The sequence below is a fragment of the Loktanella agnita genome (assembly GCF_046640325.1).
GTDB lineage: Bacteria > Pseudomonadota > Alphaproteobacteria > Rhodobacterales > Rhodobacteraceae > Yoonia > Yoonia agnita.
Map to the genome: position 1 here is coordinate 264,115 of NZ_JBJMBF010000003.1, position 12,659 is coordinate 276,773.

The following is a 12,659-nucleotide window of genomic DNA, read 5'->3' on the forward strand; positions in this document are numbered from 1 at the left end:
CAAAAAAAGGACCGCGTGATGTTCACCCGTACTGTGGCTGTTATTATCTTGCTGTTGATCGGCACCATCGCCTATGTGCGTTTAGCGCCATCACCGGCAGAGCGTTGGCATGTCTCACCCACGCCCGCGGGGCCCGGGGACTACCCCGAAGCGGGCGGTTTTCGCGCTGTGCGTCGGATCACGGCCCCACGGGATGAAGTCATGGCGGCGGTTGAACAGATCGCCAAAGCGACTCCGCGCACCCATCTTTTGGCGGGTCGCGCTGCGGCGGGTATGATGACATTCCTCACCCGGTCCCGGATCATGGGCTTTCCAGACTATACGACCATTGCCATCGTAGATGACACACTGATTATCTACGGTCGGCTGCGGTTTGGCTGGTCCGATGTGGGCGTGAACCGCGCCCGTGTCGAAAGCTGGCTGGATGCGCTTGGCCCCTTGACCGAGCCGCTGTGATCAGACACTTCCTGCGCTATGATTGCACAAGAAAAGATTGCGCAGCTCATCGACCGCTTTCAGTTTCTGGAAGCGAAGATGGCAGAGGGGGCCAGTGGCTCTGAGATTGCGACCCTCGGCCGCGAATATGCTGAATTGCGCCCGGTTGTTGAAACGGTCACCGCCTATCAGGACCTGCTAAGCCAGATCGCCCAAGCGAAAGAGATGTTGGCCGATCCCGAAATGCGCGAACTGGCAGAGATGGAATTGCCGGAATTGCAGGAAAAGCTGGAAGTGTCCGAGCATGAGGTGCAACTGGCGCTGCTTCCCAAGGATGCCGCCGATGCGCGCCCTGCGCTGGTCGAAATCCGCCCTGGGACAGGGGGGGAAGAGGCCTCTCTTTTCGCGGCAGACCTGTTGCGGATGTATCAGCGCTATTCTGAAAAGCAGGGCTGGCGGTTCGAAATCCTCGAAGAAAGCCAGACAGAGCTAGGCGGGATCAAAGAGGTCGTCGCGCGTGTGGCCGGCGATGGCGTGTTTGCCAAGCTGAAATATGAAAGCGGTGTCCACCGGGTGCAGCGCGTACCAGAAACCGAAAGCGGCGGGCGCATCCATACATCTGCCGCGACGGTGGCTGTCCTGCCAGAGGCACAGGATGTTGATATCCAGATCGCCCCCGGTGATCTGCGCATTGATACGATGCGCGCCTCCGGCTCTGGCGGCCAGCACGTAAACACAACGGATTCGGCGGTGCGTATTCTGCACGTGCCGACGGGGATCATGGTCGTCAGCGCCGAAAAATCGCAACACCGTAACCGTGAAATCGCGATGCAGGTGCTTAAGACCCGGCTGTTCGACATGGAACGGCAGCGGGTTGATAGTGAACGCTCTGCTGACCGTAAGGCACAGGTAGGATCGGGTGACCGGTCTGAACGTATCCGCACCTATAATTTCCCGCAGGGCCGCATGACGGACCACCGGATCAACCTGACACTTTATTCGCTTGGCCAAATCATGCAGGGTGATCTGGGGGAAGTCATTGATGCGTTGCAGTCTGATGCCCAGGCCACCTTACTGGCCGAGATGGGGGCGTGAGCGGGGAGGAAACAGGCACCGCACTTTTGCAGGCCGCCATCAAGACCTTGGCTAAGGCAGGCGTGCCCGATCCGGCGCGGGATGCGCGCAAGCTTTTCGCTTATGCGTCTGAGGTAGAGGCGTGGAGGCTAACGCTGACTTTACCAGAGCCTGTTCTACCCGAAACGAAGACCCGTTTTTCCACCCTGATTGCACGACGCGCCGCGCGCGAGCCGGTGTCGCATCTGATCGGTACACGCGATTTTTACGGGCGCAGTTTCGCGGTCACCCCGGACGTGCTCGACCCTCGACCAGAAACCGAAACCCTGATTGAACTTGCTTTGCGTCGCCCGTTTCGCCGTGTGTTGGATCTGGGCACAGGGTCAGGCTGTATTCTGGTCACACTCCTGACCGAGAGGGTGGGCGCGCTGGGTGTTGGTGGTGATGCCTCGGCTAAGGCTTTGGCCGTTGCGCGTCGTAACGCGACACGGCACGGTGTCGATCAACGCGCCACATTTGTACAAAGCGACTGGATGGGCGCGATCCAGCAACGCTTTGACTTGATCGTATCGAATCCTCCTTACATCGCGGCTGCGGAAATGGCGGGCTTGTCGCCTGAGGTCAGACAATGGGAACCGCGCATGGCTCTGACGGATGAAGATGACGGGCTCAGCGCCTATCGGGTGATCATTCAGCAATCTGTGCCTGCGCTGATGCCCGGCGGGGCGTTGCTGCTGGAAATTGGCCCAACACAGGGGACGGATGTGACCGCTATGGCGCGCGCGGCGGGTCTGCAAGATGTTGTTGTCATGCCGGATTTGGATGGCCGCGATCGGGTGGTGATGGGACAAATCGCTGTTGCAATGGCATAAAGTTGCCGATCAGGCGCAAAAATGTAGCATTCTATTCACTTAGGACTTGTCTTAGCGGCAAGCAGATGTTTAATCATAACCATCATGCGGTCAAAGAGCCCTTTGGCTCTTCCCCTGATCAGTCGCCAAAACATCGCAAGGCCAAATATTTAAGACACGCATTAAGCGTGATGTACGGCCAGCGCAACGATAGCCAAAGGCTTGAGAGCAATTTATGAGATCATCGAAGTCACGATCGCGGAATAAGAACCGCAATAATCGCCCTTCGGGTGGCAACATCATTAACCGGGTGTTCGACAGCTCTGGTCCAGATGGCAAGGTGCGCGGAACTCCGCAGCAGATTATTGAAAAATACAATCAGTTGCACCGGGATGCCGTTCTTGCTGGTGACCGCGTTGATGCAGAAAACTTTGCCCAGCACGCCGAACACTATACTCGCCTGCTGGCCGAGGCGCAGCGTGAAGTCGAAACGCGCCGCGAAGAGCAGGAAGAGCAAAACCGCCAGCGACAGGTGGAGCGCGACCGCGAGCGTCAGGAACGTCTGAAAGCGCAAGAGGCGGCGTCGAACGATCCGGGATCGTCTGATCAACCCGCTGTGGGTGAGGACGTGATGGATATGAACGACGGCGATGATACCGGTCTGGTCGATACACCAGAGGAAAAACCAAAGCCGCGTGCGCGTAAACCCCGCAGCCCGCGCAAACCCAAACCGAGCCCGGATGGGGATGGCAGCGCCGCCTCTCCAGAGGCCGCCGAGTGAATGAAAAGCCCTCCGATTTCGGGGGGCTTTGTTTTTCGCGGGTGGTGATTGTTGGTGCAAACGGCGCGGGCAAGACATGGCTGGCGCAGCGGATTGCGCAGTGGCGAGGTTTGCCCGGTATCAGTAAGGATGCACTGGCGCTGACGACAGGATGGGCGCAGCGCGACAGGGCCGAGGTGCAGGCCAAAGTTCTTGATGCAGTCGCGGCAGAGGCATGGGTGCTTGAAGGCGGCCCTTCTATTCTGCTGCCAGAGGTTCTGACGCGCGCTAATCTGGTAGTCTGGTTGGACTTTCCGGCGGGATTGCGGTTCCGTCGCATTCTATGGCGCAGTCTGCGGTATCTGGGGCGGGTACGGCCAGAGCATCCGCCGGGCAACCGCGACTGGCCGGGGTTCCGTCAGTGGCGATTTGCTTGGGATGCAATCCACAAAGATGATGCGTTTCGATCAGCGATTGCAGCGGGGCTGGCGAACACAAATGTAGCCATAATCCGTTTAACGACGCCCGCAGAGGTCACGCATTTTCTGGACCAGATCGCGTAACCGACCTGTCAGCTATCAAGGCTGCGCGCCAATGCGCAGAAAGCTTCCAGATGGACCTGTTCAGCCCGTTCCGTGGGCTTGATCCCGGCCGCATGCAAATGATCCTCAATCGCCGGATCCAGCGATTTAAGCGCAGAGCGCAGCATCTTGCGGCGTTGATTGAACGCAGCCGCCACAACCCGGTTTAATGTTGCAGGGTTGGCCGGATAGCGCGGGGCGGGCAGGGCGGACAGGTGCACAACGGCAGAGCTGACCTTGGGTGGTGGGCTGAATGCCTCGGGCGGCAATTCCATGACGATCCGCGGGTCGGTGCGCCACTGGGCCAATAACGCGAGCCGCCCATACGCCTTGCCGCCGGGCTGTGCCACGATCCGCTGTGCGACCTCACGCTGGAACATGAGTGTCAGGCTTTCCCAAAAAGGCGGCCAAGCCGGAGGGGTCAGCCAACGGACCAGCAGCTCTGTCCCGACATTATAGGGCAGATTGGCCGCAATCTTGATCGGGCTTGTCAGATGTTCCAGCGGGTTCACATCCAGCGCATCGCCATTGATGATCTGCAACTGCCCCGGATAGGCGTCTGCAATCTCGGCCAATGCAGGGACACAGCGCGGATCCTTTTCAATGGCAAGCACCCGCCGCGCGCCTTCGGCCAGCAACCCACGTGTCAGGCCGCCGGGGCCGGGGCCGATCTCAAGCACATCGGATTGGGAAAGATCGCCAGCCAGCCGGGCGATCTTGGCCGTCAGGTTCAGGTCGAGCAGAAAGTTCTGACCAAGCGATTTTTTGGCCGCCAGATCATGGGTCGCGATAACTTCTCGCAGGGGGGGCAGGTTGTCGATCCCGCTCATCCCCGTGTCGCGGCCATCTCTGCTGCCATCCGGATCGCGGCAACCATCGACGTTGCATCCGCTTCGCCTTTGCCTGCAATGTCAAAGGCCGTCCCGTGATCGGGCGACGTGCGGATAAAGGGCAGGCCAAGCGTGACATTAACCCCGCCAGAGAAATCCAGCGTCTTGATCGGAATCAGCGCCTGATCGTGATACATGCACAAGGCTACATCATAATTTGCACGTGCAGCCGCGTGGAACATTGTGTCAGCAGAAAGCGGGCCGACTATGTCCATACCCTGAAGGCGCAGCGTGCTGAGCACCGGTGAGATAATGTCGATCTCTTGCGTGCCCATCTTGCCGCCTTCGCCCGCATGCGGGTTAAGCCCGGCCACAGCGATGCGTGGATTGGCGATCCCGAAATCGCGTTGCAGCGCCGCATGGGTGATCTGCAATGTTTCGGTCAGCAGCGCAGGGGTAAGCTGCGATGGAACCTCTGCCAGTGGGATGTGGATCGTTGCGGGCACGACGCGCAGCGCGTCACAGGCCAGCATCATGACAACACGGTCCAGATCGGCAAGTGCGGCAAGGTATTCCGTATGGCCGGGGTATTCAAAACCCGCCCCGTCGATCAGTGCGGCCTTGTGGATGGGGGCGGTGCAGAGCGCGCTGGCCTGACCATTCACAACAAGCTCAACCCCGGTGGAAATCGCGTCAATCACGCCTTTGGCATGGGCCGGATTGGCAATGCCCGGTGTTGCCGGGCCAACGAAATTACGCACCATGACCGGAAAGGCATGGGCGCAGACTGATTTGGCGTTCTCTGCCTTGCCGACCGGCTGAAACGGGGTGCCTGCGGGCAGATGTGCGGGATCACCGATCCAGATCAAAGGCAGTTCGCCCTTCAGTTCCCGCCATGCGGCCACTGCGATTTCCGGACCGATCCCTGCCGGTTCGCCACAGCTGATCGCAACCGGTTTCATCGGGCGATAATCACGGCAGAGGCGCGCAGGTCTTCCAACAGCGCGTCCGCCAAACCTGCAAGCCGCTGGCTGCGGATCTGATTACGGACCGCGTCGTCACTTTGACCAGCCTGTGCTGTGCTGCTGCGATTGCAAAGCATCAGAAATACCAACGTTTGCCCGTCATTGCGGGTCAGGTTGTAAGACACTTCACCCGCGTCAAGCCGTGCAAGTTCCAGCGCGACATCATCGGGAATAGCAGCGGGGGCCAGTGTGTTTCGGTCCAACACCTCGGCCGGTTGGTTCTGTGCAACGCCGTAAAGGTCATTACAGGTATCAACCTGATCGCGTACTTCGGCTGCTGTGCGTAGTGCGTCCTCGGAACGACCGCCGGGGATGTAATAGGCGGCATATTCGATCTGTGCGGCAGGCGGGGCGCGGCGGGTCGCTTCGCGCACAGCACGCATCTGAAACAGGGCGATCCCGTTGGGAATATTGATCGGTTCGGTCACTTGCCCCGGACGAAGCCCAAGCAGGATCTGGCCAATCTGCGGCGGATAGTTGGACAGCGGCAGCCAGCCAAGACGGCCGCCATTATCGCGCGATGGCAGTGCAGAGACTTGGCGCGCAGCCGCCTCAAACTCTGACAAAGAGCGTATCCGTGAAATCTGATCGGCGACGGCTGCCGCGCGTGCGGCTTGTTGTGGCGGGGCGGCGATGATGATCTCGCTCAACAGCACCTCTACTTCGCTGGTGCTGGTACCTTGTGCATTCTTTGCACGTTCCACATCCGCGTCGGTGATGGTCACCTGCCGGTTAAACCGGGCCCGGATATATTCGCGCCACCCGGTGCCCACCTTTACGAAATCCCGCAGTGCCGTTTGGTCTACACCGCTTTGCCCCAGAACGCGGGTGAACTGTGTCAGGCTCATATCTGCGCGGCTTGCGAATTCCGACATCGCGGTTTGCACATCGTCTTCGCTGAGTTGCAGGCCGACCCGGTCAAGTTCCTGCTGCTTCAGCCGATCTTCGATCAGCCCGTCGCGTGCCTGTTCATCTAGATCGCCCGGCGTGCGGAACACCTGTAACAGCCGCTTGCGCTGATCCAGCTCGTAGCGGGTGATGACCCGGTCATTCACTGTGATCGCGGGGGTCAGCTGTCCCTGGCCGAACGCCGCGCTGCCCAGACTGAGGGTCAGTGCCCAAGCCGTGAAAACGGCCAGTCTTGAAATTGCGCGCATGCCTGTCCTCGTCATTCGTTCAGTTTGTACATCCGGCGGCAGGGCCGCCTGACCGGTTGCTGGAAAATCCGCTCAGAGAGGCGCTTAGCCCAAAAGTCGTGGTTGGATCAACCGTAGTGGAAGACGTGTAGCGGCGCGAGGCCGAAACGTCGACGGTCACACATTCGTTTCGCCATTGCAGACCGATCTCTCCACGGACCGGACGATCAGCGGCCACGTCGTAGCGGGCATCGAGACCCAGCGACCACGCATCAGTGAGGGTGAACTCACTTTCCAATGTCCATTCCGAAATCGTATCGGGCCGGTCCTCCGCGGCGTCCTTGCCCTGCCAAATATAGTCGGCCCTTAACGCCACCTCATCATTTTGCCAAGCGATCCGGCCTGTGGCACGGTTCAGGCCCCGGTCTTCATCAACAAGCGCTTGCGCATCAATGATAAAACCATCCGGCGTGGTGATTTGCCCGGCAATCAGCCAATCCGACCTTAGCCCATCCAACCCCGATGACCGGCTGTATTCCGTAATCTCACGGCCGCGCACCACGCGCCCAAAGCTCAGCAGCGATGTCAGGCCTTCCGCCCCTGTACGGGTCCATGTGACGCCAAGCGCTGCCTGACTGTCTGTTTCCACGGCATCCTCACCCGGAAAACGTGACAGGGCGGTCAGGTTGGCCGGACCGAATTCTGTTCGGGTGCTGTCTTCATTCGGGGGCGTGCTGCCAAAAGTCTCGGCCCCGCTAACGGCCATGACCGGTTCAATCAGATGGGCTGTCCCGCTGGGCATCTGCCGGCCAAGCGGCCAGCGCAGTTCGGCCCCAATGGCGGGCGCGACCCTGACATCGTTTTCCGTATAGGCGCTGTCATCTTCAACATTGTAGTAATCTGCGCGCAGCGCGGTCTGAAACTTGGCGACAACGCCCCCGTCAAAAAGCCAGCTATCTTGCCATCGGGCCTGACCGCCGGCACGGCTGACGTCTCGCCCTGCATCACCGTCGGTGTCACTATAGCGGTAGGCGGTGTCGAAATCCGCACCAAGCGTCAGCGTACCGCCGAAAGCCGGGCGCAGCCTTGTTTCATAAGTCACGTCGGCAACAATAGGCGGGAGCGAGGCGTTGGATTCATCATCACGCAAGGTCTGATGATAGGTGAAGCGTGTTTCGAACAGCGTGGTGTCGGTGACCCGCAGTAGGCTGATGGCACTATCAAGCCGGTCCTTGTCAGAATACCCGTAATCCAGCAGATAGGCAGGATCGCTGACCGCCTCGATATCGAAGGTCAGTTGATAAGCACGGGGCAGGGCGAAACGACCATTTGCAAAAAGATAGGAACGGTTTTCGGGGAGCAGCGTGTCATCGCTGACTGCGCCCTCAACCCGCAGATCACCATTCACGAAAGCTTGGCGATAGATCAGTTCCAACGTCCGGGTCTCGGCCGAGATATAGGGCGTCAGCGTGACATCGCGATGATCGCCTAACGTGATGAAATAGGGGATTTTCAGCCCGCTGCCCAGTTGCGATGTGTTGCGTTGCTCTGGGATCAGAAGCCCGTTTGCGCGATTCAATTGCGGATCGGGCAAACGCATTCGCGGCAGCCAAAGAAGGGGCAGACCTTTGATGTGAAATGTCGCATTCTCAAAGTACAGCTGGCGCTCCACATCATCGTGCACCACCCGTTCAGCCCGGATTTCCCACAATGGCGCGCTGTCCCCGCAAATTTGGCAGGAGGTGGCGACGGTCTTGTAAAGCTGTGAATATCGCCCTTCGCGCCTGTCGATCTGATTGGCGGCCATTTGTAATTTCTGGTCAAGCACCAGTCGTGCGCCCAGCAAAATGCCGTTTTCCAGTGTGGGGTCCAGTTCCGCGCGGTTGGCCGTCAGTAGCGTACCGTCTGCCGCCCGAATAACAATCGGCCCCTCAATTGTCAGCCGATCACCTTCGCTATCATAGATGATCCGTGCGGCGCGCAGCGTTGTACCGTCATACAGTACTTCAACATTGCCCGATGCGATCAACTGTTCATCCGCAGTTAGGATCACGTCATCCGCGACGAGGGTCGCCGCACCCTGCGCCCGACCAAGCTGCGGCAGCAGCATCAGGATCAGCAAAAGTAACCGCATCAGCCGTCCTCATTATGCAACAAAAACCCCAGTGACAGCCCGATAGCGGCCAGTGGCGGTGCCCAAGCGGCCAGGATCGCGGGCAACTGTCCGTTTTCGCCCAAGACCTGGGCAAAGTTCCGGATGAAATAGATGGCAAACGCCAGCATGATGGCAAACATCACCATCAGCCCGGTTCGTCCGCCGCGCTGGTGGCGCAGGGTAAAGCTCGCACCGATCATGACCATGGACACCAGAAATACCGGCAGGGCCAATTCGGTGTGCAGCCAAACCAGATGCCGCTGCGCGGAAAACCCCGCAGCCCGCAGCCGTTCGATAAAGGCGGGCAGTTCCCAGATCGGAATAGAAGACGGCGTGCCGAAACTATCCCTGATTTGATCAGGCGTCAGCGTGGACTGGATGCGCAGGCTGTCGAACTGCTCTGCCTCTGCTTCGGGCGTGGTGTCTCCCTGCAACTGCCAGGATTTCGCTTCGGTCAGAACCCATGCACCAGCGATCAGCCGCGCGCTTGTTGCATTGACCCGTTGTGCGGGCACGCCACCGGGCCCGAAGGTGATGAAGGTCACCTGGTTCAGCTCTGTCCCGTCCAGATTGGCACTTTGAGCGCGGATCACGGTCTGGCCTTCCTCGCCCCCTTGCCGCAACCACAGCCCGGTAGAGCCGATGGACAAAACCGAACTGTCCCCGCGCAGCGCATCGCCACGGGCTTCGTATTCTTTCGATGTGCCTGCAACAATCGGGTTAAGGACCCCCACAGACAACACCCCGATCATTAGCGCGACGGCCAGTGGTGCCAGCAAAGCCTTTAGCGCCGACCGGCCCGAAGCGCGCGTGACAACCATTTCTGATGATCGCGCAAGCCCCAGAAACAGCGCAATCGTCGCAAGGATCATGATCAGTGGCAGGATGATATAAATGCCCTGCGGGATGTTGAGCAGGGTCAGCGTCAGGATTTCAATGAAATTTGCGTCGGCCCCGGAGTAGCGCCGTAACTGCTCCACAAGGTCCAGAAACATCATGATCATAAAGAAGACACCAAAGACGCCTAGAAACGTCTTTAGAAAACGGCGGGCAAAATAGCTGTGCAGGATCATGGTGTTGCGACCTCCTTGATCCGCCGTTTGAATAAATATGGGCGGCTTGCGGCAAAGAGCAGGGCCCAGATGATGACGAAACCAACCACGCTGGGCAGGTAGGTGGCAAACCAAAGCTGTTCGTTCCGCCGGGCGAGGTTCAAACCGACGGTTTCCATCGCCTTGACCAATATGATCAAAAGGATTGCAGCGACGATCTGACGCCAAACCCCGAACCGGCTGTAGCCACCCACCAGCAGCGCCGCGAAGCCGAGCAGCGCCGCAACAGTGCCCAGCAGCGACTGGCTGAACCGATCATGCCCGCGCGATATCATCCGCGCCGCGCTGCGCCCGGTCTCCTCTTCCAGTGCCGGGGTCGGGTTAAGCAGTTCCCAAGTGGACAGCTCTGAATCCCGCCGCCCTTTGCTGCTGCCAGTCGCGATAAGCCCGTCGATATTATAAGCGAAATCATCAAACGACGTCACAAAGAGCCGCTGATCAGCGGTCCGCAGCGATTGTGCCAGCCCGTCGATCATCACCAATTGGGTCTTTTCATCATCCCGCACCAGAAAGGCCTGCGATGCCGTGTATGTGACCTGTTCATCCGCGTCGCGGGTATCAGACAGGAAGATATCCAATAGCTCCCCGGCAGGTGTAATCTCGCGGATATAAAAGGTCACACCGCGAATGGGTTCAAGAAACTGCCCTTCTGTCAGTAATCGGGAAGAGACGTTTTGCGCGATATCAGCCTGCCGGTCTGCCAGCCGCGAGGCGCTGAGCGGCACCAGAAAATGCATCAGCACCGACATCAACAGCGCTACGACGATCCCGAAATAAAGAACAGGCCGGGCCATCCGAAATGATGAATACCCTGTGGCCTGCACCACGATCAGTTCGGACTCGGTCGTCATCCGGTTGGTCACGTAAACTGAGGCCGCAAAGGCGGCGAGCGGAAGGGCAAGCCGGATCACCGCAGGCAGTGTTAGCGCTGTGAACTCCAGAAACACGACGGCCGATTGCCCGTCAGCGATCAGTTGATCAAACAGCACCACCGCTCGGTTGATCCAATAGACCATGACCAGCACAAGGCTGAAAAACCCAAAGATCACCATCAGTTGGGACAGCATGTATCTGTCAAATCTTGCCACCCAGATGTCCTTTGTCATGATGCATACGCGATTTGCGGCAAGCTATCCTATCGCTGCGGCGGATTGAACAGCTATCTGGCAATCCGGGGGCGGGCAGGCTACCTATGGCTGAAACACGTTTCACCGACATGAAGGAGCCGTCATGACAACGCCTGCAGAGATTCAATTCAAAGAGGTCGATCTTGATACCGTGGCACAGGCGTCGGGCAAGGTTGTCGTTTTCGTCGATGCAGATGGAAAGCTGGATGCGGGCGCGCGCAAGGTCAACACGCTGACCCGCAAGGCCGTTGCCCGGCTAGTCGAAGGCGATGTCTTTGAAAAAAGCGCGCCCGGCGATGTGGTGGCATTGAATTACCCGGTGGGCATGGACGCCTCTGCTGTGCTGGTGGTCAAGCTGGGCCGCCGCCCCGACAGTCAGGCCGCCCGCAAGGCCGGCGCACAAATTGCCAAAGCGCAAGGGAATGCAGAGCTGCTGGTCCTTGCCGGCACCATCAACCGCGCTGATGAGATCGCCTTGGGGCTGGCGCTGCGCAACTACAAATTCGACGCTCACAAGACTGGGGAAAAGAAGCCAATCGGCAAGATCGCCTTTATGGTGTCAAAACCCGAAGAGGTCGCAAAATCCGCCGAGCCGATGGCTGCCATTGCCGAAGGTGTGTTCTTTACCCGCGACCTGACTAATGAACCGGCCAATATCCTGACAACTGACGATTTCGCCGCCCGTCTGGCTGCGATGCAGGAGCTGGGGCTGGACGTTGAAATCCTTGAAGAGGATGAACTGGAAAAGCTGGGCATGCGCACCTTGCTCAGCGTCGGCCAAGGGTCGGCCAGCCCATCCAAAGTGGTAGTGATGTCTTGGAATGGCGGTACCAAAGGTGACGCGCCTTTTGCGCTGGTGGGCAAGGGCGTGGTCTTTGATACAGGCGGGATCAGCCTGAAACCCGCCGGGGGCATGGAAGACATGACCATGGATATGGGCGGTGCCGGTGTCGTCGCGGGCGTGATGCGCACGCTGGCATTGCGCAAGGCAAAGGCGAATGTAGTCGGTCTTGTCGGGCTGGTGGAAAACATGCCGTCTGGCACTGCAACCCGTCCCGGCGATGTGGTCCGCTCGATGAAAGGTGACACGGTTGAGATCATCAACACAGACGCCGAGGGGCGGCTCGTGCTGGCCGACGTGCTTTGGTATGCGCAAGAGCGTTTCAAACCCACCGGAATGATCAATCTGGCCACACTGACCGGGGCCATTCTGGTGGCTTTGGGCAATGAAAACGCCGGTGTGTTTTCAAACTCTGACGATCTCAGCGATGCGCTGCTCAAGGCCGCAGGGTCCGAGGGCGAAGGCGCGTGGCGGATGCCGATGAGCAAGGCATATGATGCGCTGATAAAATCCAATATCGCCGACATGAAGAACGTGGGTGGGCGCAATGCGGGGTCGATTACCGCTGCACAGTTCCTGCAACGCTTCGTCAAAGATGATGTGCCGTGGTGCCATCTGGACATTGCGGGCACAGCAAGCGTGAAAAAGGAAACAGCTTTGGCCCCTGCGGGCGCGACAGGCTGGGGTGTGATGACCCTGAACCGGCTGATCGCGGATAAATACGAAAGCTGA

The 12,659-nt window shown here is 59.0% G+C and carries 12 protein-coding genes; 6 read left to right on the forward strand and 6 right to left on the reverse strand.

The window, feature by feature from the left end; all coding sequences use genetic code 11:
- The first annotated feature begins 18 nt into the window (after nucleotides 1-18).
- The 5 genes from ACJ5NV_RS04995 to ACJ5NV_RS05015 all read left to right on the forward strand — a co-directional run bounded on the left by ACJ5NV_RS04995 (nucleotide 19) and on the right by ACJ5NV_RS05015 (nucleotide 3,683).
- The gene (locus ACJ5NV_RS04995; RefSeq protein WP_411642518.1) at nucleotides 19-456 is read left to right on the forward strand and encodes a DUF1499 domain-containing protein; all 438 of its coding nucleotides are present in this window, start codon (nucleotides 19-21) and stop codon (nucleotides 454-456) included.
- 18 nt (nucleotides 457-474) lie between these two features.
- Entirely contained in the window at nucleotides 475-1,530 is a 1,056-nt protein-coding gene (prfA, locus tag ACJ5NV_RS05000) for a peptide chain release factor 1 (protein WP_411642519.1), read from the forward strand.
- Nucleotides 1,527-2,381, forward strand: a complete 855-nt coding sequence (gene prmC, locus ACJ5NV_RS05005) for a peptide chain release factor N(5)-glutamine methyltransferase (protein WP_411642520.1) — start codon at nucleotides 1,527-1,529, stop codon at nucleotides 2,379-2,381. Before prfA ends, prmC begins: the two co-directional genes overlap by 4 nt.
- A 214-nt stretch (nucleotides 2,382-2,595) precedes the next feature.
- On the forward strand, nucleotides 2,596-3,141 hold the full coding sequence (locus ACJ5NV_RS05010) for a DUF4167 domain-containing protein (protein ID WP_411642521.1): 546 nt from the start codon (nucleotides 2,596-2,598) through the stop codon (nucleotides 3,139-3,141).
- On the forward strand, nucleotides 3,138-3,683 hold the full coding sequence (locus ACJ5NV_RS05015; RefSeq protein ID WP_411642522.1) for a P-loop NTPase family protein: 546 nt from the start codon (nucleotides 3,138-3,140) through the stop codon (nucleotides 3,681-3,683). Before ACJ5NV_RS05010 ends, ACJ5NV_RS05015 begins: the two co-directional genes overlap by 4 nt.
- An 8-nt stretch (nucleotides 3,684-3,691) precedes the next feature.
- On the opposite strand, the gene rsmA is transcribed toward ACJ5NV_RS05015, so the two are convergent.
- From rsmA to lptF, 6 genes are read right to left on the reverse strand one after another with little or no spacing between them, the layout of a single operon-like run.
- Nucleotides 3,692-4,531, reverse strand: a complete 840-nt coding sequence (rsmA, locus tag ACJ5NV_RS05020; protein WP_411642523.1) for a 16S rRNA (adenine(1518)-N(6)/adenine(1519)-N(6))-dimethyltransferase RsmA — start codon at nucleotides 4,529-4,531, stop codon at nucleotides 3,692-3,694.
- On the reverse strand, nucleotides 4,528-5,493 hold the full coding sequence (pdxA, locus tag ACJ5NV_RS05025) for a 4-hydroxythreonine-4-phosphate dehydrogenase PdxA (protein ID WP_411642524.1): 966 nt from the start codon (nucleotides 5,491-5,493) through the stop codon (nucleotides 4,528-4,530). Before pdxA ends, rsmA begins: the two co-directional genes overlap by 4 nt.
- Nucleotides 5,490-6,713, reverse strand: a complete 1,224-nt coding sequence (locus ACJ5NV_RS05030) for a peptidylprolyl isomerase (protein WP_411642525.1) — start codon at nucleotides 6,711-6,713, stop codon at nucleotides 5,490-5,492. Before ACJ5NV_RS05030 ends, pdxA begins: the two co-directional genes overlap by 4 nt.
- 19 nt (nucleotides 6,714-6,732) lie before the next feature.
- Nucleotides 6,733-8,826 carry an LPS-assembly protein LptD gene (locus tag ACJ5NV_RS05035; protein ID WP_411642526.1) on the reverse strand — a complete coding sequence of 698 codons (2,094 nt, stop codon included), beginning with the start codon at nucleotides 8,824-8,826 and terminating at the stop codon, nucleotides 6,733-6,735.
- Complete coding sequence (lptG, locus tag ACJ5NV_RS05040; protein ID WP_411642527.1) at nucleotides 8,826-9,920, reverse strand: LPS export ABC transporter permease LptG; 1,095 nt, start codon at nucleotides 9,918-9,920, stop codon at nucleotides 8,826-8,828. Before lptG ends, ACJ5NV_RS05035 begins: the two co-directional genes overlap by 1 nt.
- Complete coding sequence (lptF, locus tag ACJ5NV_RS05045) at nucleotides 9,917-11,026, reverse strand: LPS export ABC transporter permease LptF (RefSeq protein ID WP_411642573.1); 1,110 nt, start codon at nucleotides 11,024-11,026, stop codon at nucleotides 9,917-9,919. The genes lptG and lptF overlap by 4 nt, the downstream gene beginning before the upstream one ends.
- 163 nt (nucleotides 11,027-11,189) lie before the next feature.
- On the opposite strand from lptF, the gene ACJ5NV_RS05050 reads away from it, so the two are divergent.
- Nucleotides 11,190-12,659, forward strand: a complete 1,470-nt coding sequence (locus ACJ5NV_RS05050) for a leucyl aminopeptidase (protein WP_411642528.1) — start codon at nucleotides 11,190-11,192, stop codon at nucleotides 12,657-12,659.